Source organism: Citrobacter sp. LST-B2, from assembly GCF_057983045.1.
Window position 1 is genome coordinate 408,593 of record NZ_CP192598.1, and the last position, 20,737, is coordinate 429,329.

The following is a 20,737-nucleotide window of genomic DNA, read 5'->3' on the forward strand; positions in this document are numbered from 1 at the left end:
TTAGAACAGTTCGTGTGTCTCACCACCGTCAGTGATGGTCGTTCCCACCTCATGCACCGCCTGCTGTGTCGGCTGCGTGCCTTCGATGAAATATTCTGCCCGACTGTTACCGCCGTTTGCCAGTTGTCCGGTGCTGCGATCGATATTGACCGTGATGATGCCTGGTGGCGGCGTCAGCGGCTCCTCAGGAACCCCTTCCAGCACCACTTTCATGTAAGCATCCCACGCGGGTTGCGCACTTTTCGCACCGCCTTCGTAGCCAGAGATTTGATCTTTGATCGCGCCAGAGGCGGTGGTGCGCCCCAGGTCACGGCGGTGATCGTCAAATCCAATCCATACGGAGGTGACTACCCCTGGACCGTAGCCGGAGAACCAGGCGTCTTTCGAGCTGTTGGTGGTCCCGGTTTTACCGCCGATATCGTGGCGATTCAGATCACGACCTGCACGCCAACCTGTACCCATCCAGCCGGGTTCGCCGAAAATGTTGGTATTCAGCGCGCTCTTGATCAGGAAAGCCAGCGGCGTGTTGATCACGTGCGGTGCGTACTCTTGCGCCCCGGTCTGCGCCACTAACGCCTGATTTGCCTGCTCCAGTTTGGGCATTGGCACGGCGGCGTTCTGCTGCTCGCCAGAGATGGAGACATCTTCGACGTTGCTGTTTTCCAGAACGTTGGATTTCTGGGTATCACCGTAAATCACCGGAATATCACACTCCGGGCAGGCGATTTTCGGCTTCGCTTCGAAAATTACGCCGTTCTGGTCCGTTTCAATCTTGCTGATGAAATAGGGATCGACCAGGAAGCCGCCGTTCGACATGACGGCATAACCACGCGCCACCTGTAGCGGGGTAAATGACGCGGAGCCCAGCGCCAGGGATTCGGTACGCACAATGTTTTGTGCCGGGAAGCCGAAACGCTGCAGATATTCCGCCGCGTAGTCCACGCCCATGGCCCGCATGGCGCGTACCATTACTACGTTTTTCGATTCGCCCAGCCCCTGACGTAAACGAATCGGGCCTGCGTACTGCGGTGGTGAGTTTTTCGGACGCCAGTCGGAACCGGCGCCAGCATCCCAGCGAGAAATTGGCACGTCGTTCAGCATACTCGCCAGCGTCAGACCTTTGTCCATCGCGGCAGTGTAGAGGAACGGCTTAATGTTAGAACCGACCTGACGCAGCGCCTGAGTGGCACGGTTGAACTTGCTCTGGTTAAAGTCAAAACCGCCGACCAGCGCCAGCACGGCCCCGTTTTTCGGATTGATAGAGACCAGCGCGGAGTTCACATCCGGAACCTGCGCCAGCCACCAGGCTTCGCCCATCTTCCGCACCCAGATCTGCTGACCGGTCTGCACCGCGTCAGTGACCTTACGCGGCGTCGGGCCTTGCTGAGTATCCGAACGATAAGGACGCGCCCAACGAATGCCCTCCATCCGCAGCGAGACCGAAGTGCCGTCTGACAGAGTCGCCGTCGCTTCCTGCGGGTTTGCACTGGTGATCACCGCTGGCAGCAACGGCCCGTAAGTTGGCAGCGCTTTCAGCGTATCGGTGATTTTCTTACTGTCCCATGCGGTTTCACCCACTTTCCACAGCACGTTGGCCGGACCGCGATAGCCGTGGCGCATGTCATAGTCCAGCACATTATTACGTACCGCCTGTTGCGCGGCCTGCTGCACCTTACGGGTGATCGTGGTGTAAATGCGGTAACCGTCTTCATAGGCGTTTTCGCCATAACGGTTGTACATCTCCTGACGCACCATTTCTGACAGGTACGGGGCGGAGAAGGCGATTTCCGGCGCATGATAGTTGGCGTCGATCGGCTCATTCCGCGCCTGATCGTACTGTGCCTGAGTGATGTACCCTTCGCTCAGCATGCGCGACAGCACCACGTTACGACGTGCGGTCGCGCGGTCCATCGAATAAAGCGGGTTAAAGGTAGAAGGCGCTTTCGGCAGGCCGGCAATTACCGCGATCTCACCCAGATCCAACTGGTCGACTGATTTACCGAAATAGACCTGCGCCGCCGCCCCGACGCCATAAGCGCGGTAACCGAGGTAGATCTTGTTCAGATAGAGTTCGAGGATCTCATCTTTACTCAGCAACTGCTCAATGCGGATCGCCAGGAACACTTCCTTAATCTTACGCATCAACGTGCGTTCAGGACTGAGGAAGAAATTTCTTGCGAGCTGCTGCGTGATGGTACTCGCCCCTTGCGAGGCGTGACCGGAGAACAGCGCTACGCTTGCCGCACGGAAAATCCCCACCGGGTCAACGCCGTGGTGCTCATAGAAACGACTGTCTTCTGTGGCGATAAAGGCTTTGACCATTTCCGGCGGGATCTGATTGAGCGTCACCGGAATACGACGTTTTTCACCATATTGCGCAATGAGCTCGCCATCTGCGCTGTAAACCTGCATCGGGATCTGCAAACGCACATCTTTAAGCGTCGCGACGTCAGGTAACTGTGGCTCAATATAGCGATAGAGGCCATAAATCGAGCCTGCTCCCAGCAGGATGCAACATACTGCAAGGATCAATAAATACTTTACGAACTTCACCGGAGATTTCCCATTTAGTTTCATTTGGGCAGTTTATAAACAACCGCGCGGTAGTATAAAGGCAAGCCAGACGCATTGATATACCCGTGAGAGCGACGGGTGATAAGGAGATCATCAGCAATGGCTTTCAGATTCTGGCAAGTCGGCCTGCACATTCAGCCACACGAAGCCCTGGCGGTTGCCGTCGTTCGCGGCGCGTCAGGTTGGTATCTACAGCGCTGGTGGCGTCTGCCGCTGGCGCAACACACAATCAGCGACGGACATTTCCACGACGCCGAACAACTTGTGGCGGTGTTACAACCGTGGAGTCGCGAGCTGCCGCAACGCCACCATATACACCTCTCTTTTCCTGCGAGTCGGACGCGGCAAAAGCGCTTTCCCCGCCCTTCAATGTCGCTTCGCGAGCGTGAACAAACGGCCTGGTTGACCGGTTCGATGGCGCGTGAACTGGATATGGAGTCGGCAGCTCTGCGCTTTGACTATAGCGAAGATGCGCTCGCCCCGGCCTATACGGTCACCGCCGCGCAGGACAAAGAGATTTCGGCTCTGTTAACGCTGGCGAAAACACTCGGTGTAAACGTCACGGCGATCACCCCAGATGCCTGCGCATTGCAGCGTCTGCTGCCTTTTCTTTCCCCGGAACAAACCTGCCTGGTGTGGCGCGATGACACGCAGTGGCTGTGGGCGACGCGCAACGCATGGGGGCGCAAATCGCGGGCAGAGATAGCTCATCTTCACGACCTGGCTGCCGGACTCTCCCTCAGAAGCGAAGAGGTGGCGCTCTGCGCAGACGAGGGGTTTGACCCCTGGCGGGCGGTTTCAATTCGTCAGCCTCCCGTACCCAGGGAAGGTCATGCATTCGCCGTTGCGCTAGGACTGGCGCTGGGAGAAATGCGTTGATGCATCCTCCCGTCAATTTTTTGCCCTGGCGGCAACAGCGGCGTAATGCCTGTCTGCGTATGTGGGGTGGGCTATTCGGCGCATCAGCGGCGATCGTGCTGGCACTAACGCTGATCGGATATCTCGCCCGCGCCACGAGCGGGCAGGCAAATGGGGTGTTGTTGCAGGCGGAGCAACAACTTGCCACGGCGCTTACGACAGTGAAACCCCGGCTTGAGGCGCGCCAGCGTCAGGCGCAGCAGGTCATTCAACGAGACAGATTGCGCGAGCAGACCCGCCGCTGGCAGCCCGCGCTGGAAAGTCTTGCGTTGAGTGTGCCGGCACAGGCCTGGCTAACCAGTATGGACTACCAGCAGAGCTCACTGGAACTCAGTGGAAAAGCGCTCACCTTTTCTGCGCTCAGCGCACTGGAAGCCGCCCTGCGCGACTCGCCGATGTTTGAGATAAACCATACCGGCGCCACCCTGCAGGATGCGCAGGGATACTGGCAGTTCCAGTACCGTGTGATATGGAGAGAAGCGCATGATCGCCCTCTTTGACACCTGGTGCGCTTTTTCGCCGCGTACCCGCATTGTCTGCTGGGTAAGTTGGGTGGCTGCGTTAAGTACGATCGCGTTGTCTTTTCTGTTCTTCCCGGGAATGCGTGATGAGGGTGCGCTTAGCCAGCAACGGGTGGCCAACCGCCAGCTCAGTTCAACGTTGTATCAACTCTCTGGCGCGCAGGCAGAGGCACAGCTTTCATCGGCATCGCAAACGCCGGTGTTTTCACCGCTCACGCTTCAGGTGCCGAATATGCAGCTACTGTACTGGCGTCCATCGGCGCAGGGCGGAGAACTTGCGGTGAAGGCGCCTTGGGAGGCGATGGTGTCATTGTTCGGATACCTGGCGGCGCGAGGCATGTCCGTGAGTGCATTTTCGCTGAAAGCAGAAAACGACGAGCGAGTGTTGACGCTCATGCTGGAGTCTCTCCATGAAGGGTAAGAACGCGGTGTTGGTGGCTCTTTCATTGTTGATGCTGACCGGCATGCGCGATCCGTTCCGCCAGCCTGAAGATCATTGCCATGGTGCCGAGCTGGCGCAATGGCAATACCAGGGGATGGTGAGCAGGGGAGAGCGAAATATTGGACTGCTTCAGGACGGGCAGCATCACTGGCGGCGTGTCGAGCAACATGAGGTTCTGGATAATGGCTGGACTATCGTGCAACTCACGGCACAGACGCTGACAATGAGCACAGGTAAAGAGTGTGACCCGCCCCAGTGGCAGTGGCAACGACAAGGAGAGGGTAATGAAGCAATGGATACTGGTGGTGTTGATCGCCATCCTGCAGCCGGTTCAGGCCGGAAAAAACCAGAACGTGACGCTGGTGGTGGATGACGTGCCCGTCACGCAGGTTCTTCAGGCACTGGCTGAACAGGAGCGAAAAAACCTCGTGATATCGCCGGATGTCAGCGGCGTGGTGTCGTTGCATCTGACGGATGTCCCGTGGAAACAGGCGCTCCAGACGGTAGTGAAAAGCGCTGGACTGGTGTTACGTCAGGAAGGGGCGATTTTACATGTGCATTCCGAGAGCTGGCAGAGCGAAGAGGCGGCGCGACAGGAGGCGGAGGTCGCAAGACGCCAGGCGAACTTACCGCTGGAGAATCGGCATATTGCCCTGCATTACGCCGATGCCACTGAACTGGCGAAAGCGGGGGATAAACTGCTGAGTGCCAAAGGTAGCCTCACGGTAGATAAGCGTACCAATCGACTGCTGGTCAGGGATAACTCGCCGACGCTGGCGCTGGTGGAACAGTGGGTGGCACAAATGGATCTCCCGATAGAACAGGTCGAACTGGCGGCGCATATCGTCACCATTAATGAAAAAAGTCTGCGTGAACTGGGGGTGAAATGGACACTGGCAGAGGCCGAGAAGGCCGGTGCGGTGGGGCAAGTGACAACGATAGCCAGCGATCTCTCGGTCGCGAATGCGACCACCCGCGTCGGGTTCAATATTGGTCGTATTAATGGGCGGTTGCTGGATCTGGAGCTGTCTGCACTGGAGCAACAGCAACAGCTCGATATTATCGCCAGTCCGCGACTGCTGGCTTCTCACCTACAGCCTGCCAGCATCAAGCAAGGGAGCGAGATCCCCTATCAGGTTTCCAGCGGCGAAAGCGGTGCGACGTCGGTTGAATTTAAAGAGGCCGTGCTAGGGATGGAAGTCACCCCAACGGTTTTACCGAAGGGGCGGATCCGCCTGAAGCTACGTATCAGTCAGAACATGTCGGGGCAGATGCTGCAACAAGCGGATGGCGAGGTACTGGCCATCGATAAGCAGGAAATTGAAACGCAGGTCGAGGTGAAAAGTGGAGAGACGCTGGCGCTGGGCGGCATTTTTTCAAACAAGAGTAAAACCGGGAAGGACAGTATTCCGCTGTTAGGTGATATTCCCTGGTTTGGACAACTCTTTCGCCACGATGGGAAAGAAAACGAACGTCGTGAGTTGGTGGTATTTATTACGCCCAGATTGGTCTCGACAGAATGATTTATGCATGAAACACCGTTGTTTTTGCACTTAACTCGTTTCAGGGATTTGACGTGCGCAGCTATTTAGCATACAAGGAGTACCGATTTGAGAGTCGGTACTTCTCATCGCCGTCCGGCAATGCCGACTCGGGTTGTCTACAATCTGGTTTGATGATTTATTCAGTTGCCAAACCTGCTTGAGTATTGAGATAATTTTCAGTCTGACTCTCGCAATATCTTATGAGGTTTCAGTTCATGTCCTGCTGCGCTCAGTGTCTGCGACGCGGGTTTATCATTAACGAATAGTCTTAGTAGTACCGAAAAAATGGCAGAGAAACGCAATATCTTTCTGGTTGGGCCTATGGGTGCCGGAAAAAGCACTATTGGGCGCCAGTTAGCTCAACAACTCAATATGGAATTTTACGATTCTGATCAAGAGATTGAGAAACGAACCGGAGCTGATGTGGGCTGGGTCTTCGACGTAGAAGGTGAAGACGGCTTCCGCGATCGTGAAGAGAAAGTCATCAACGAATTGACGGAAAAACAGGGTATTGTGCTGGCTACCGGTGGTGGCTCTGTAAAATCGCGTGAAACCCGTAATCGTCTTTCCGCGCGTGGCGTCGTGGTCTATCTCGAAACGACCATCGAAAAACAACTTGCGCGTACGCAGCGCGATAAAAAACGTCCGCTGTTGCAGGTAGAAGCGCCGCCTCGTGAAGTTCTGGAAGCGTTGGCCGACGAACGCAATCCGCTGTATGAAGAGATTGCCGACGTAACCATTCGTACCGATGATCAGAGCGCCAAAGTCGTTGCAAACCAGATTATTCATATGCTGGAAAGCAACTGATTCTGGCTTAATACACACTCGGTAAGCGGGTATAAGTCATTAAGGTGGATGTCGCGTCATGGAGAGGATTACCGTCACTCTCGGGGAACGTAGTTACCCTATCACCATCGCGGCTGGTTTGTTTAACGAACCAGCTTCATTCTTACCGCTGAAATCGGGCGATCAGGTTATGTTGGTCACCAACGAAACCTTGGCTCCCCTTTATCTTGATAAGATTAGCAGCGTACTTGAACAAGCGGGTGTGAACGTTGATAGCGTCATCCTGCCTGACGGCGAGCAGTACAAAAGCCTGACGGTGCTGGATACGGTATTCACCGCCTTGCTGCAAAAACCGCATGGTCGTGATACGACGCTGGTCGCACTGGGCGGCGGCGTCATTGGCGACCTGACCGGTTTTGCCGCTGCCAGCTATCAGCGCGGTGTACGCTTCATCCAGGTCCCGACGACACTTTTGTCGCAGGTTGACTCCTCCGTTGGCGGTAAAACCGCCGTAAACCATCCCCTCGGCAAAAACATGATCGGCGCGTTTTACCAGCCGGCCTCCGTGGTGGTGGATCTCGACTGTCTGAAAACGCTCCCTGCCCGTGAACTGGCATCCGGTCTGGCGGAAGTGATCAAGTACGGCATTATCCTGGATGGCGAATTCTTTAGCTGGCTGGAGGAGAACCTGGATGCGCTACTGCGTCTGGACGGACCGGCAATGGCCTGGTGTATTCGTCGTTGTTGTGAGCTGAAAGCCGAAGTTGTTGCCGCAGACGAGCGCGAAACCGGCTTACGTGCTTTACTGAATCTGGGGCACACGTACGGTCATGCCATTGAAGCTGAAATGGGTTATGGCAATTGGTTACATGGTGAAGCGGTCGCAGCAGGTATGGTAATGGCTGCGCGGACGTCGGAACGTCTGGGGCAGTTTGCGCCAGAAGATACGCAGCGCATCGTCACGTTACTTAAACGTGCCGGCTTGCCGATCCACGGACCGCGCGAGATGTCCGCGCAGGCTTACCTGCCGCACATGTTGCGTGATAAAAAAGTGTTGGCGGGAGAAATGCGCTTAGTCCTTCCGCTGGCGATAGGGAAAAGTGAAGTACGCGGCGGCGTGTCGCACGAGGTGGTTCTTAACGCTATTGCTGATTGCCAGCAGGCGTAACAACAAGAAAGGCGGACTGATACGGCTCACGTATCGGCCATTTAGATTCAGGTTAGTTGCAACGTCGTAAGCATTAGCCTTTGAGTGGGGTGTTAAATGGATGAATTCAAACCAGAAGACGAGCTGAAACCCGATCCCAGCGATCGTCGTACTGGTCGTTCTCGTCAATCTTCAGAACGCGGAGAACCGCAGATCAACTTTGATGATGTTGATCTGGACGCTGACGATCGCCGTCCTGCACGCGGGCGTAAAGAACGCCTTGATGAGCAAGAGAGGGAAGAGGATTACGAATCCGATGATGAAGAGTTCGTGGATGAAGAACGCGTCGAGCGTCGTCCGCGTAAGCGTAAAAAAGCCGCCGGTAAACCCGCTTCTCGTCAGTACATGATGATGGGCGTGGGCGTGCTGGTCCTGCTGCTGCTGATCATCGGTATTGGCTCCGCGCTGAAAGCGCCTTCCACCCCGTCTTCAAGTGAACAAACGGCGTCTGGCGAGAAGAATATCGATCTCACCGGCAATGCCGCTGACCAGGCAAACGGCGCCCAACCCGCTCCGGGAAGCACTTCCGCTGAACAGACTGCGGGCAACACGCAGCAGGATGTTTCTTTGCCACCAATCTCCTCCACGCCAACGCAGGGTCAAACGCCTGTGACCACAGAAGGTCAACAGCGTGTAGAAGTGCAGGGCGATCTGAATAATGCACTGACGCAACCGCAGGGTCAGGAACAGCTAAATAATGTGGCGGTAAACTCTACGCTGCCAACAGAACCGGCGACCGTTGCGCCCGTGCGTAATGGTACTGCGTCAAGCCAGACGGCGACGGCACCCGCCGCCAGCGCCCAGCGACCTGAACGTAAACAGGCTGTGATCGAGCCGAAGAAACCGCAGACCACCGCGAAAACGACGTCCGCAGCACCGAAACCGGCGGCTCAGCCTAAACGGACTGAACCCGCAGCGCCTACGGCCACGACGACGCCAAAAGCGACGGTCAGCACCGCACCGGCACAGACAGCAGCGCCCGCGCAAACGCCAGCACCTGCTCAGACCGCGCCAGCGGCAACGGCAGGTAGCGCATCTGGCGCTAAAAGCGCCGGTAACGTCGGATCGCTGAAGTCCGCACCGTCCAGTCATTACACCCTGCAGCTCAGCAGCTCTTCAAACTACGACAACCTGAATGGTTGGGCGAAGAAAGAGAATCTGAAAAACTATGTGGTGTATCAGACGACGCGTAACGGCCAACCGTGGTATGTTCTGGTGTCTGGCGTGTATGCCTCGAAAGAAGATGCGAAACGCGCGGTTTCCACGCTGCCAGCCGATGTGCAGGCAAAAAATCCGTGGGCCAAACCGTTGCATCAGGTACAGGCCGATCTGAAATAATGTTAAAGCGCAGGATGCTGTCGGAGCTTTCTCCACAGCCGGAGAAGGTGTAATTAGTTAGTCAGCATGAAAAAAAATCGCGCTTTTCTGAAGTGGGCAGGGGGTAAATATCCCCTGCTTGACGACATCAAACGGCATTTACCGCAGGGCGAATGCCTGGTCGAACCCTTTGTGGGTGCAGGGTCGGTGTTTCTTAACACCGACTTTTCTCGTTATATTCTTGCCGATATCAATAGCGACCTCATCAGTCTCTATAAGATCGTGAAGACCCGTACCGACGAGTACGTGAAGGCTTCCCGTGAACTGTTTAACCCGGAAACCAATCAGGCTGAGCTCTACTATCAGTTCCGTGAAGAGTTCAACGCCAGCCAGGATCCTTTCCGTCGTGCGGTTCTGTTCCTTTATCTGAACCGATATGGTTACAACGGCCTGTGCCGGTATAATCTGCGCGGTGAGTTTAACGTGCCGTTTGGACGTTACAAAAAGCCTTACTTCCCGGAAGCTGAGTTGTATCACTTTGCGGAAAAAGCGCAGAATGCGGAATTCCACTGCCTCTCATATGATGAGTGTATGGAGCAAGCGGATGCGAACTCGGTTGTCTATTGCGATCCGCCCTACGCCCCGCTGTCAGCAACGGCGAATTTCACCGCGTATCATACCAATAGCTTCAGCCCGAAAGAGCAGGCCCATCTGGCTAAAATGGCCGAAAAGCTGGTCAGTAAGCAGATCCCGGTGTTAATTTCGAACCATGACACGCCGGATACCCGCGAATGGTATAAAGCGGCGGAACATTTTCAGGTCAAAGTGCGGCGCAGTATAAGCAGCAACGGCGGCACACGTAAAAAGGTGGACGAACTGCTGGCTCTGTACAAACCAGGAGTCGTTTCACCCGCGAATAAATAATTCTCAAGGAGAAGCGGATGAAACAGTATTTGATTGCCCCCTCAATCCTGTCGGCTGATTTTGCTCGCCTGGGTGAGGACACCGCGAAAGCTCTGGCTGCCGGTGGTGACGTCGTGCATTTTGACGTCATGGACAACCACTATGTACCGAATCTGACCATGGGTCCGATGGTACTGAAATCCCTGCGTAAATATGGCATTACGGCTCCCATCGATGTGCATCTGATGGTGAAACCTGTCGATCGAATCATCCCGGATTTCGCAGCCGCGGGCGCCAGCATCATTACCTTTCATCCGGAAGCCTCCGAACACGTTGACCGATCGCTGCAACTGATTAAAGAGCACGGCTGTAAAGCCGGGCTGGTCTTCAATCCGGCGACACCATTAAGCTATCTGGACTATGTAATGGACAAGCTGGATGTGATCCTGTTGATGTCCGTTAACCCAGGCTTTGGCGGTCAATCTTTCATTCCGCAAACGCTGGACAAACTGCGCGAAGTCCGTCGTCGCATTGACGAGTCGGGTTACGACATTCGCCTCGAAGTGGATGGCGGCGTGAAGGTGAGTAACATAGCTGAAATCGCCGCCGCAGGAGCCGATATGTTTGTCGCCGGTTCCGCCGTCTTCGATCAGCCAGACTACAAAAAAGTCATTGATGACATGCGCAGCGAACTGGCGAAGGTAAGTCATGGATAAATTGCAGGATATTCGGGGCGTTGCCTTTGACCTCGACGGAACGCTGGTGGACAGCGCGCCGGGATTGAGCGCCGCAGTGGACATGGCGCTGTATGCGCTGGAGCTGCCGGTTGCCGGTGAAGAGCGCGTCATTACCTGGATTGGTAATGGTGCTGATGTATTGATGGAGCGGGCGTTAACCTGGTCTCGTCAGGAGCGCGCCACACTTCGTAAGACGATGGGCAAGCCGCCGGTCGATGATGATATTCCCGCCGAGGAGCAGGTCCGTATTCTGCGTAAGCTATTTGACCGCTACTACGGAGATGTTGCAGAAGAAGGGACGTTTCTGTTCCCTGATGTCGCCGACACGCTGGGCGCACTGCACGCCAAAGGACTGCCGCTCGGTCTGGTGACCAACAAGCCGACGCCGTTTGTTGCGCCATTGCTCGACGCGCTGGATATCAGTAAATATTTCAGCGTCGTTATTGGCGGTGACGACGTCCAGAACAAAAAACCACATCCGGATCCGCTGCTGCTGGTGGCAAGTAAGCTCGGCATTGCGCCAGAGCAATTGCTCTTCGTGGGGGATTCGCGTAATGATATTCAGGCGGCAAAAGCCGCTGGCTGCCCGTCCGTTGGCCTCACCTATGGTTACAACTATGGTGAACCCATCGCGCTGAGCCAGCCAGACGTCATGTATGACCGCATTAATGAACTACTGCCCGCTCTCGGGCTTCCGCATAGCGAAAATCAGGAATCGAAAAATGACTAAGCCCATCGTTTTTAGTGGCGCACAGCCCTCAGGTGAATTGACCATTGGTAACTACATGGGTGCACTGCGTCAGTGGGTGAACATGCAGGATGATTACCATTGCATCTATTGTATCGTTGACCAGCATGCTATCACCGTTCGTCAGGATGCCCAGCAACTGCGTAAAGCGACGCTGGATACGCTGGCGCTCTACCTCGCGTGTGGTATCGATCCTGAGAAAAGCACCATTTTCGTTCAGTCTCATGTGCCTGAACATGCGCAACTGAGCTGGGCGCTGAACTGCTACACCTACTTTGGCGAACTGAGCCGTATGACCCAGTTCAAAGATAAGTCAGCGCGCTACGCTGAGAACATCAACGCTGGTCTGTTTGACTACCCGGTACTGATGGCAGCAGATATCCTGCTGTATCAGACCAACCTGGTGCCGGTGGGCGAAGACCAGAAACAGCACCTGGAACTGAGCCGCGATATCGCTCAGCGTTTCAACGCGCTGTATGGCGACATCTTCAAAATTCCTGAGCCGTTTATTCCTAAATCAGGCGCCCGCGTGATGTCTCTGTTGGAGCCGACGAAAAAGATGTCCAAGTCGGACGACAACCGCAACAACGTGATTGGCCTGCTGGAAGATCCGAAATCCGTGGTCAAGAAGATTAAACGCGCGGTAACGGATTCCGAAGAGCCGCCGGTGGTGCGCTACGATGTGCAGAACAAGGCGGGCGTCTCTAACCTGCTGGATATTCTCTCCGCCGTGACCGGACAGAGTATTCCCGAACTGGAAAAACAGTTTGAAGGCAAGATGTATGGTCACTTGAAAGGCGAAGTCGCCGATGCGGTATCCGGCATGCTGACTGAGTTGCAGGAGCGTTATTATCGTTACCGTAACGACGAAGCCTTCCTGCAACAGGTGATGAAAGACGGCGCGGAAAAAGCGGGCGCGCGTGCATCAGCTACGCTGAAAGCGGTTTATGAAGCGATTGGTTTTGTTGCCAGGCCGTAACGGGTACGCGAAATGAAAAAACCGGGAGATTCCCGGTTTTTTTGTATCGGCGCAATGATCAGCGAGATTATTCTGCGGTCGGGCCGCAGCCGCCAATCATCTTAGAAATAGAAATGGCAGGGTGCAGAAGATAGTCATAAGAGCAGGTCTTATTACGGTTTTCGATGTGACCTGTACAAGCTGTCAGGGTTGCCAGTGCCGCACCTAAGAGTGCCATTTTGATAAATGTGTTCATTTACATTCCCTATGTAAAAAATATAATTTTTTAACCATCAATTGAATTAGTGAATCTTCATTCGCTAACCGGGGTCGACGATAACGTAATCTATTTTTCGCGTCAGTAAGGGAATAGGCATGCGGGAGGGGTGGAAGGGGTAATCATTTTAAAATTAATGAGTTAATATAATGTCCGGATCTGGAACTTGTATTTTAGGGCCAAAAAAATAAGGCCAGACGATGCTGACCTTACCGACAATTAAGGCTTAGTGATTAGAGAACCAGTTTAGTTTTTCACGTAATCCCACCACGCGCCCCACAATGATTAGCGCCGGGCTTGCAACCTGTGTTGCCAGTTCGCCGAGATTATTCAGTTCACCTTTGACTACCCGCTGTTTCACCGAGGTGCCGTTTTCAACCAGTGCGACCGGCATATCGGCCTGCATGCCAAATTCGATCAGTTTTTGCTGGATAGTGGCCGCCTGATTTAGCCCCATGTAAAACACCAACGTCTGTTTTTCTGCCGCCAGGTTTTCCCAGTCCAGTTCGCCGCCGGTCTTCAGGTGCCCGGTAACCAGACGTACGCTCTGGGCGTAGTCACGGTGTGTCAGCGGAATGCCGGAGTAGGCGGAACAGCCGGATGCCGCGGTTATTCCCGGCACCACGGAAAACGGAATACCGGCATGGCACAGTGTTTCCAGCTCCTCACCACCACGACCAAAGATAAACGGGTCACCGCCTTTCAGACGGACGACACGTTTGCCCTGTTGCGCTTCACGCAGCAGGATTTGGTTAATTTCCTCCTGCGGCACGCAGTGATAACCCGCGCGTTTACCGACAAACACACGGTCGGCGTCGCGACGCACCAGGTTCATGATGTCGTCAGACACCAGACGGTCATAGACCACCACATCGGCCTGCTGGATCTGCTGCAACCCTTTTAGCGTCAGAAGTCCGGCATCGCCAGGGCCTGCACCCACCAGCACCACTTCACCGCGATGATCCAACGGCTCGCTGAGCATCTGCTCGGTGGTTTCTTCTACCGCTTTATGGTCGGCATTCGCCAGCGACTGTGCCAGCCTGTCGTTAACAAACAGCTTTTCCCAGAAGCGGCGACGTTCACCCATCGTGGCAAACTGTTTTTTCACCCGGGAACGAAGTTGCCCGGCATAATGTGCAACCTGACCCAAATGTTGAGGTAAAACGGATTCCAGTTTTTCACGCAGCAGACGGGCCAGCACCGGTGAGGTGCCGCCGGAAGAGACCGCCACCATTAGCGGTGAACGGTCGATAATCGATGGCATGATGAAACTGGCGGCTTTCGGCGCATCCACGACGTTACAGAAGATACGGCGGGATTCTGCAGCATCGCTCACGCGCTGATTCACCGCATCATCATCGGTCGCGGCAATCGCCAGCCAGCACGGGTCGAGAAGGGCTTCATCAAACGGTCCTTCCACCAGCGTCAACATGTTTTCATTTGCCCATACGGTGAACTGCGGAATAAACGCCAGCGCATTAACCGTTAAACGAGCGCCTGCTTCCAGCAGTAACCGTGCTTTGCGTTCTGCGACATCACCACCGCCGACAATCAGACAGTCGCGGTCGCGTAGTTGACAAAATATAGGCAAATGATCCACGACATTACCCCTTAATTATTGGCTGTAGCCTCAGTTTGGTTGATTTTTGCCGGAGCAGGTCGCTCCGATTTTGGCGTAGCATACCAATAACCTAACCCCATGAACACGACACCGGACAAAGTATTGCCGAGTGTTACCCACAGCAGGTTATGACCAATCCCCGCCAGGGTATAGGCTTCGCTGTGGTGTCCGAACCAGGAGAGGGCGAACAGCGTCATGTTGGCAACTGAGTGTTCATAGCCGGACGCGATAAACGCCAGCAGACACCACCAGATAGCGATAAATTTCGCAGCGCCTTCAGTACGGATCGCCATCCAGATTGCCAGACAAACCAGCCAGTTACACAGCGCGCCTTTGAAGAACAGTACCGTTGCCGGCGCCGTGGTTTTCGCCAGCGCGACCGAGTGTACGATGCTGGTATCGACCGGTAGCAGGCTACCGCCACCCCAGCTGTACAGCAGTGCGACGAACACGGAACCCACCAGGTTACCCAACCAGGTCTGCGGCAAAATCGCCCACATCTGCCCCTGGCTGATGGTGCCCGCTTTGACGCCAAGCGTCAGGAACATCGTGTGACCGGTAAACAGTTCGGAACCAGCAATAATGACCAGCGTTAAGGCAATCCCAAAGGTCGCACCCATCACCAGCGGACGCACGGACGGATCGAGTAAGTTACCGAGAGTGAAAATCAGGATGATACCGAGGCCAACGTAAGCCCCTGCCATCGCAGAACTGACCCAGAAGCCGAGCGGGTTATTTGCCGACAGGCGTGCGATGCGCGCAGCGTTAGCCGCACATTTGTTAATTGTATCTGTGAACATGACTGTGATTACCCATAAAAAATGAAATAAAAACGTAACCGTAGGCCGGATAAGGCCTTTATGCCGCCATTAGACCTACGAAAAAACAGGACTGCCAATACGTTAAAAAGGGAGGCGTTGCGCCTCCCTAAAATTCATTAACTGCGCAACTGCACAATGCCGTCTTTCACCCGCGCGTCGTAGTGCGCCACGGAATGACGTTCATCCTCCATGCACAGGCCGTCGCTCAGGCGAAAGCGCTGTTTTTTCAACGGGCTGGCGACCCACAATTCGCCCTGATGTTCCGCAATCAATCCGCGAGACAGCACGCTGGATTCAAAGAACGGGTCGATGTTGCTGATCGCAAACACCTGGTCGTTGTGATACGGACGAAAAATAGCGACCTGTTCCTCACCTAACAACGCGCAGACGCCGGTTGCGGGCAGGATGTCATCAATGTGGCAGATGTTTGTCCACTGGCTCATGCGTTTTCCTCCACCAGAGTGACCGGGATGCGTTCATACGGCGTGGCCGGACGATGCTGTTCACGTTCAGGCACTACCTGGACGTTCGGATCGCGTTTATCGCTGTTGATAAAGTGTCTGAAACGCGTCTGGGCAGATGGCGTGTTGACGGTTTCCGTCCACTCGCAGACTACGGCTTCGCGCAGACGGGCCATCTCTTCTTCCAGATGTTCGTTCAGACCTAGTTTGTCGTCGATGATGACGGAACGCAGATACTCAATGCCGCCTTCCAGGTTGTCTAACCACGGGGCGGTACGGGTCAGTTTGTCCGCCGTACGGATGTAGAACATCATGAAACGGTCGAGATATTTGAGCAGCGTTTCACGATCGATATCCGCTGCCAGCAGATCCGCATGACGCGGTTTCATCCCGCCATTACCGCAGACGTACAGGTTCCAGCCTTTCTCGGTAGCGATGATACCGACGTCTTTGCTCTGGGCTTCGGCACATTCACGGGTACAGCCGGAAACGCCGAACTTCATCTTGTGCGGGGTGCGAATGCCTTTGTAGCGGTTTTCCAGCTCAACGCCGAAGCCCACGCTGTCACCCACGCCATAACGGCACCAGGTGCTGCCCACACAGGTTTTCGCCATGCGCAGCGCTTTGGCGTAGGCATGGCCGGTTTCGAAGCCAGCTTCAATCAGTTGGCGCCAGATTTCCGGCAGGTCGTCTTTTTGCGCGCCGAACAGGCCGATACGCTGAGAACCGGTGATTTTGGTGTACAGATTAAATTCACGGGCGATACGACCTACGGCAACCAGACCTTCCGGCGTGATTTCACCGCCGGCAGAGCGTGGGATCACAGAGTAGGCCCCGTCTTTCTGGATGTTCGCCAGGAAGTTGTCGTTAGTATCCTGCAGCGGGGTGTGCTGCGGTTTCAGAATGTACTCATTCCAGCAGGAAGCCAGCAAAGAGCCCACGGTCGGTTTACACACTTCGCAGCCATAACCTTTACCGTGTTTTGCCAGCAGCTCCTCGAAGGTTTTGATGCCTTCCACTCGAATCAGGTGGAACAGTTCCTGGCGCGAGTAAGCAAAGTGCTCGCACAGGTTGTTGTTCACTTCGATACCCTGTTTCGCCAGTTCGGCGTTCAGCACCTGGGTAACCAGTGGGATACAGCCGCCGCAGCCGGTACCGGCTTTGGTTTCGGCTTTCAGCGCGGCAACGGTGTGGCAGCCTTTGTTGATGGCGGCGACCAGCATCCCCTTGGTGACGTCGAAACAGGAGCAAATCTGCGCGCTGTCCGGCAGTTTATCCACGCCAATAGACGGTTTACCACTGCCGGCATGGGCCGGCAGGATCAGCGAGTCCGGGTTTTCCGGCAGTTCGATGGCATTCAGTACCAGTTGCAGCAGGTTGCCGTAATCGCTGGTATCTCCCACCAGCACAGCGCCGAGCAGGGTTTTGTTATCCTGGCTTACGATAAGGCGTTTGTAGACTTCTTTGCTTTCGTCGAGGTAAACGTAACTACGGGCACCCGGCGTGCGGCCATGTGCGTCGCCAATACCGCCGACGTCAACGCCCAGCAGTTTCAGCTTGGCGCTTAAATCTGCGCCTTCGAAGGCGTTTTCGTTATTGAGAATATGGTCAACGGCGACCTGCGCCATTTTGTAGCCCGGCGCGACCAGACCGTATACCCGGTTGTTCCAACTGGCACATTCACCGATGGCGTAGATATCCGGGTCGGACGTCTGGCAGGCATCGTTGATCACGATCCCGCCGCGTGGCGCAACCTCCAGACCACACTGGGTCGCCAGTTTGTCGCGTGGGCGAATACCGGTCGAGAAGACGATGAAGTCCACTTCCAGCTCGCTACCGTCGGCAAAACGCATCGTTTTACGGGCTTCAGTGCCTTGCTGGACGATCTCCTGGGTGTTTTTGCTGGTGTGCACGCGCACGCCCATGCTTTCAATCTTGCGACGCAACTGTTCGCCGCCCATAGGGTCAAGCTGCTCAGCCATCAGCATCGGGGCGAATTCAATTACGTGAGTTTCCACGCCGAGGTTTTTCAGCGCGCCTGCCGCTTCCAGACCTAACAGACCGCCGCCGACGACCGCACCACGCTTGCTGCGACGAGCACAGGATTCAATCGCGTTGAGGTCTTCAATGGTACGATAAACGAAGCAGTCCTGGGTTTCGGAACCTTTAATCGGCGGGATCCACGGATAAGAACCGGTCGCCATAATCAGCTTGTCGTAGTAAACCGTACGGCCCGCACTGGAGTGAATCACTTTTTCCTGGCGGTTGATGGTAATCGCACGTTCGCCGACCAGCACGTTAACGCCGTGCTTCTCGTAAAATCCTTCGCGAACCAGAGACAGTTCTTCGGCGGTGTGGTGTGAGAAGTAGGATGACAGGTGCACACGGTCGTATGCCTTGCGGGGTTCTTCGCAGAAAACAGTAATATCAAAATTGGCAGCGTCGGATTTATCAAGAAGGTCCTCAATAAAGCGATGGCCGACCATACCATTACCGATAATAGCGAGTCTGACTTTGCTCATTTTTGCCTCGATTTCTTTTCTATTACTGCCTACCTTAACGATTCAGCACCCCCACTTATTGATGCAAATCAAATTCACCTTTATATACCTCTTAAGGAGTATATTGCTGATTTGACAGCATTTTCTTAAGTTGTGGAAATATCAGACTTTTCGCGATTGTACAAATAACGTACAAAATGAGGGGGTTTTTAGCAGAAGAGGGCTACCACTAAAGATTGGCTGCCTTACATCCTTCGAGGAAGGGAAGAGAAACGAGAAAAGGCCGAATGGCGGTAGCGTTTTATCCGGCCTATAAAGAGGATCGCCATCCGGCAAATCACGTTACTGTGCTGTCGGGGCCTCATGCTGACGATGACGGGTCACAAAACCGAGGATAAAGCACATCACGAAGACGATAGCGTACAGGCCATTCGCGGTGAGCAAGGCCGCCTGAGGACCGCTGTGCGCCACGATAGGACCGGTGACGACAAACGTCAGCATGGTGCCGATGGTGCCGCAGGTCAGGACGAAGTTAACCAGTTTTGGCGAGGCTACGCGGGTTTGCTGCGAACCCAGGGTGATGATAGTGGTATAGATGGCGCTGGAGAAAAAGCCGAGAGCCAGAATAAACCACGGCATATGTTCAGGCGTCCCGGTGATGAACAAGTACATCAGCACGGTGGCCAGTGCCGCCAGTACAGTCAGAATGCGCTGCAAATCAAAGAAACGCAGAATGAAGCTGAATGCCCACATCCCAAACATGTATGACATCCAGAAGTTGCTGACCAGCGTACCGGCATCGTTCAGGCTCATCCCCAACCCTTTCGCGTACTCGGGTACCCAGGAGATAAAGCCCAACTGACCGAGGATGTAACACAGCGCAGCGACAGACAGAAACAGGACGCCAATGCCCCATTTCTCTTTCACGATGGGTGTATCGCTTTGCGGCGCGTGTTTGCCCAGCGGCGGGAATTCACAACCAAAGGTCAGAAGAAAAATAGCGACATAGACCAGACCGATGCAGGCGTACACCCAGTACCATTCGATGCTGCGCGCCAACAGGAACGCGGCGACCATCGGGAAAACCATCCCAGCCATGCTGAAGAAGGAGTCGGTAAACAACAGACGGGAGCCGCGCTGACGGCCTTCATACATCTGCGTAATCAGGAACGTACCAATGGACATGGTGATCCCGCTGACCAGTCCCAGCACAAACATTGCGGCAGAGAATAAAGCCAGACTGTGGCTGAACATCAGACCGGCAACGGCCAGTACCATCAGGATAAAGCCAAAGCGCAGTTGCGTTTTCAGCGGAACAATTTCCATCAGCCAGGCATTAAGGAAAATTGAGATCAAGATACCGGCGTTCAGGAAGGTGAAAGTGTTACTCATACTGGAAACTGGCAGCTGGAAATACTCTGCGATGTTTCCCATCACCATCCCGGTGACAATAACCAACGCACCGGTGAGGGCGTAGGAGAGAAAGCTAATCCATGTGAGCTTGATACGATTGCTGTTAGTCATGACTGGCCTGTAAATGGAAGTAAAGCGCATTGACGGCGCCGGGAACGGGCGGATTTTAGGCTTTTTAGTGATGCATTTAAACTTTTATCGGAAATTACAGGATCTGTTACATTTTTAAAGGTGATGTAAGTCACAATAATTAATGCTTTGATGAAGTTACATATGTTTCAGGTACGTAAAATTAGGTAAAGGGATGGCCTTGTCCCTGAAGGCTCTTTAGAATCAAACCACTGGCTTTTGTTACCGCTCTCCTAAAGGAAATCTCATGCTCAAATCGACCCTGGCGGCTGTTGCAGCTGTTTTCGCCCTTTCTGCTCTCTCTCCCGCAGCGCTGGCAGCAAAAGGGGATCCGCACGTTTTGCTGACGACCTCTGCAGGTAATATTGAACTGGAACTGAATAGCCAGAAAGCGCCTGTTTCAGTGCAAAACTTTGTCGATTATGTGAACAATGGTTTCTATAACAACACCACGTTTCACCGTGTAATTCCCGGCTTTATGGTCCAGGGCGGTGGCTTCACCGAGCAGATGCAGCAGAAGAAACCTAATCCCCCGATTAAAAACGAAGCCGATAATGGCTTGCGTAACACGCGCGGCACCATCGCGATGGCGCGTACTGCTGATAAAGACAGCGCGACCAGCCAGTTCTTTATCAACGTGGCCGATAATGCCTTCCTCGATCACGGCCAGCGTGATTTCGGCTATGCCGTATTTGGTAAAGTTGTGAAAGGGATGGAGGTGGCCGATAAGATTTCCCAGGTGCCGACCCATGATGTCGGCCCTTACCAGAATGTGCCGTCAAAACCAGTGGTTATCCTCTCCGCCAAAGTTCTGCCGTAATCCTTTCCCGCGCGGGCATTGCAGGCCCGCGTTGCTTTA

At 54.5% G+C, this 20,737-nt stretch carries 20 protein-coding genes; 13 read left to right on the forward strand and 7 right to left on the reverse strand.

Annotated elements, in window-relative coordinates:
* A complete protein-coding gene (mrcA, locus tag ACQ0PY_RS01860) occupies positions 1-2,553 on the reverse strand; it encodes a peptidoglycan glycosyltransferase/peptidoglycan DD-transpeptidase MrcA (protein ID WP_166444183.1) in 2,553 nt (850 codons plus the stop codon).
* A 120-nt stretch (positions 2,554-2,673) separates the two neighbouring features.
* Here mrcA and ACQ0PY_RS01865 point away from each other — a divergent pair, with 120 nt between their 5' ends.
* The 12 genes from ACQ0PY_RS01865 (at position 2,674) to trpS (ending at position 12,676) form a co-directional block, all read left to right on the forward strand.
* Entirely contained in the window at positions 2,674-3,453 is a 780-nt protein-coding gene (locus tag ACQ0PY_RS01865; protein WP_044263801.1) for a type II secretion system protein GspL, read from the forward strand.
* On the forward strand, positions 3,453-3,992 hold the full coding sequence (locus tag ACQ0PY_RS01870) for a PilN domain-containing protein (protein WP_042998416.1): 540 nt from the start codon (positions 3,453-3,455) through the stop codon (positions 3,990-3,992). Before ACQ0PY_RS01865 ends, ACQ0PY_RS01870 begins: the two co-directional genes overlap by 1 nt.
* A complete protein-coding gene (locus tag ACQ0PY_RS01875) occupies positions 3,976-4,434 on the forward strand; it encodes a HofO family protein (RefSeq protein ID WP_042998415.1) in 459 nt (152 codons plus the stop codon). The genes ACQ0PY_RS01870 and ACQ0PY_RS01875 overlap by 17 nt, the downstream gene beginning before the upstream one ends.
* Entirely contained in the window at positions 4,424-4,828 is a 405-nt protein-coding gene (locus ACQ0PY_RS01880) for a HofP DNA utilization family protein (protein WP_042998414.1), read from the forward strand. Before ACQ0PY_RS01875 ends, ACQ0PY_RS01880 begins: the two co-directional genes overlap by 11 nt.
* On the forward strand, positions 4,740-5,978 hold the full coding sequence (gene hofQ / locus ACQ0PY_RS01885; RefSeq protein WP_109739776.1) for a DNA uptake porin HofQ: 1,239 nt from the start codon (positions 4,740-4,742) through the stop codon (positions 5,976-5,978). Before ACQ0PY_RS01880 ends, hofQ begins: the two co-directional genes overlap by 89 nt.
* Before the next feature lie 306 nt (positions 5,979-6,284).
* Positions 6,285-6,806: a shikimate kinase AroK gene (gene aroK, locus ACQ0PY_RS01890; RefSeq protein WP_042322869.1), complete on the forward strand. Its 522-nt coding sequence runs from the start codon at positions 6,285-6,287 to the stop codon at positions 6,804-6,806.
* A gap of 58 nt (positions 6,807-6,864) precedes the next feature.
* Entirely contained in the window at positions 6,865-7,953 is a 1,089-nt protein-coding gene (gene aroB, locus ACQ0PY_RS01895) for a 3-dehydroquinate synthase (RefSeq protein ID WP_109739777.1), read from the forward strand.
* 96 nt (positions 7,954-8,049) lie between these two features.
* Positions 8,050-9,330, forward strand: a complete 1,281-nt coding sequence (damX, locus tag ACQ0PY_RS01900; RefSeq protein ID WP_042998411.1) for a cell division protein DamX — start codon at positions 8,050-8,052, stop codon at positions 9,328-9,330.
* A 66-nt stretch (positions 9,331-9,396) separates the two neighbouring features.
* Entirely contained in the window at positions 9,397-10,233 is an 837-nt protein-coding gene (gene dam / locus ACQ0PY_RS01905; RefSeq protein WP_042998410.1) for an adenine-specific DNA-methyltransferase, read from the forward strand.
* A gap of 17 nt (positions 10,234-10,250) precedes the next feature.
* Complete coding sequence (gene rpe, locus ACQ0PY_RS01910; RefSeq protein WP_042998409.1) at positions 10,251-10,928, forward strand: ribulose-phosphate 3-epimerase; 678 nt, start codon at positions 10,251-10,253, stop codon at positions 10,926-10,928.
* Complete coding sequence (gph, locus tag ACQ0PY_RS01915; protein WP_109739778.1) at positions 10,921-11,679, forward strand: phosphoglycolate phosphatase; 759 nt, start codon at positions 10,921-10,923, stop codon at positions 11,677-11,679. The genes rpe and gph overlap by 8 nt, the downstream gene beginning before the upstream one ends.
* Entirely contained in the window at positions 11,672-12,676 is a 1,005-nt protein-coding gene (gene trpS / locus ACQ0PY_RS01920; RefSeq protein ID WP_090050276.1) for a tryptophan--tRNA ligase, read from the forward strand. Before gph ends, trpS begins: the two co-directional genes overlap by 8 nt.
* A 67-nt stretch (positions 12,677-12,743) precedes the next feature.
* On the opposite strand, the gene ACQ0PY_RS01925 is transcribed toward trpS, so the two are convergent.
* The 6 genes from ACQ0PY_RS01925 to tsgA all read right to left on the reverse strand — a co-directional run bounded on the left by ACQ0PY_RS01925 (position 12,744) and on the right by tsgA (position 19,860).
* Entirely contained in the window at positions 12,744-12,911 is a 168-nt protein-coding gene (locus ACQ0PY_RS01925) for a DUF4223 family protein (protein WP_042998406.1), read from the reverse strand.
* A gap of 247 nt (positions 12,912-13,158) precedes the next feature.
* Complete coding sequence (gene cysG / locus ACQ0PY_RS01930) at positions 13,159-14,532, reverse strand: siroheme synthase CysG (protein ID WP_042998405.1); 1,374 nt, start codon at positions 14,530-14,532, stop codon at positions 13,159-13,161.
* Positions 14,533-14,543: 11 nt separating this feature from the next.
* Positions 14,544-15,353: a nitrite transporter NirC gene (gene nirC, locus ACQ0PY_RS01935; protein ID WP_042998404.1), complete on the reverse strand. Its 810-nt coding sequence runs from the start codon at positions 15,351-15,353 to the stop codon at positions 14,544-14,546.
* Positions 15,354-15,490: 137 nt separating this feature from the next.
* The gene (gene nirD / locus ACQ0PY_RS01940) at positions 15,491-15,817 is read right to left on the reverse strand and encodes a nitrite reductase small subunit NirD (protein WP_042998403.1); all 327 of its coding nucleotides are present in this window, start codon (positions 15,815-15,817) and stop codon (positions 15,491-15,493) included.
* Positions 15,814-18,357, reverse strand: coding sequence for an NADPH-nitrite reductase large subunit (nirB, locus tag ACQ0PY_RS01945; protein ID WP_109739779.1), 2,544 nt, complete (start codon positions 18,355-18,357; stop codon positions 15,814-15,816). The genes nirD and nirB overlap by 4 nt, the downstream gene beginning before the upstream one ends.
* Before the next feature lie 321 nt (positions 18,358-18,678).
* A complete protein-coding gene (gene tsgA, locus ACQ0PY_RS01950) occupies positions 18,679-19,860 on the reverse strand; it encodes an MFS transporter TsgA (protein ID WP_044253471.1) in 1,182 nt (393 codons plus the stop codon).
* Positions 19,861-20,125: 265 nt separating this feature from the next.
* Here tsgA and ppiA point away from each other — a divergent pair, with 265 nt between their 5' ends.
* The gene (ppiA, locus tag ACQ0PY_RS01955) at positions 20,126-20,698 is read left to right on the forward strand and encodes a peptidylprolyl isomerase A (RefSeq protein ID WP_042998400.1); all 573 of its coding nucleotides are present in this window, start codon (positions 20,126-20,128) and stop codon (positions 20,696-20,698) included.
* Positions 20,699-20,737 lie beyond the last annotated feature (39 nt).

What these genes read in the sequence shown, in the direction of transcription:
- ACQ0PY_RS01865 (WP_044263801.1), top strand. Translation starts at nt 2,674, where the DNA reads ATGGCTTTCAGATTCTGGCAAGTCGGCCTGCACATTCAGCCACACGAA.
- ACQ0PY_RS01870 (WP_042998416.1), top strand. Translation starts at nt 3,453, where the DNA reads ATGCATCCTCCCGTCAATTTTTTGCCCTGGCGGCAACAGCGGCGTAAT.
- ACQ0PY_RS01875 (WP_042998415.1), top strand. Translation starts at nt 3,976, where the DNA reads ATGATCGCCCTCTTTGACACCTGGTGCGCTTTTTCGCCGCGTACCCGC.
- ACQ0PY_RS01880 (WP_042998414.1), top strand. Translation starts at nt 4,424, where the DNA reads ATGAAGGGTAAGAACGCGGTGTTGGTGGCTCTTTCATTGTTGATGCTG.
- hofQ (WP_109739776.1), top strand. Translation starts at nt 4,740, where the DNA reads ATGAAGCAATGGATACTGGTGGTGTTGATCGCCATCCTGCAGCCGGTT.
- aroK (WP_042322869.1), top strand. Translation starts at nt 6,285, where the DNA reads ATGGCAGAGAAACGCAATATCTTTCTGGTTGGGCCTATGGGTGCCGGA.
- aroB (WP_109739777.1), top strand. Translation starts at nt 6,865, where the DNA reads ATGGAGAGGATTACCGTCACTCTCGGGGAACGTAGTTACCCTATCACC.
- damX (WP_042998411.1), top strand. Translation starts at nt 8,050, where the DNA reads ATGGATGAATTCAAACCAGAAGACGAGCTGAAACCCGATCCCAGCGAT.
- dam (WP_042998410.1), top strand. Translation starts at nt 9,397, where the DNA reads ATGAAAAAAAATCGCGCTTTTCTGAAGTGGGCAGGGGGTAAATATCCC.
- rpe (WP_042998409.1), top strand. Translation starts at nt 10,251, where the DNA reads ATGAAACAGTATTTGATTGCCCCCTCAATCCTGTCGGCTGATTTTGCT.
- gph (WP_109739778.1), top strand. Translation starts at nt 10,921, where the DNA reads ATGGATAAATTGCAGGATATTCGGGGCGTTGCCTTTGACCTCGACGGA.
- trpS (WP_090050276.1), top strand. Translation starts at nt 11,672, where the DNA reads ATGACTAAGCCCATCGTTTTTAGTGGCGCACAGCCCTCAGGTGAATTG.
- ACQ0PY_RS01925 (WP_042998406.1), bottom strand. Translation starts at nt 12,911, where the DNA reads ATGAACACATTTATCAAAATGGCACTCTTAGGTGCGGCACTGGCAACC.
- nirC (WP_042998404.1), bottom strand. Translation starts at nt 15,353, where the DNA reads ATGTTCACAGATACAATTAACAAATGTGCGGCTAACGCTGCGCGCATC.
- nirD (WP_042998403.1), bottom strand. Translation starts at nt 15,817, where the DNA reads ATGAGCCAGTGGACAAACATCTGCCACATTGATGACATCCTGCCCGCA.
- nirB (WP_109739779.1), bottom strand. Translation starts at nt 18,357, where the DNA reads ATGAGCAAAGTCAGACTCGCTATTATCGGTAATGGTATGGTCGGCCAT.
- tsgA (WP_044253471.1), bottom strand. Translation starts at nt 19,860, where the DNA reads ATGACTAACAGCAATCGTATCAAGCTCACATGGATTAGCTTTCTCTCC.
- ppiA (WP_042998400.1), top strand. Translation starts at nt 20,126, where the DNA reads ATGCTCAAATCGACCCTGGCGGCTGTTGCAGCTGTTTTCGCCCTTTCT.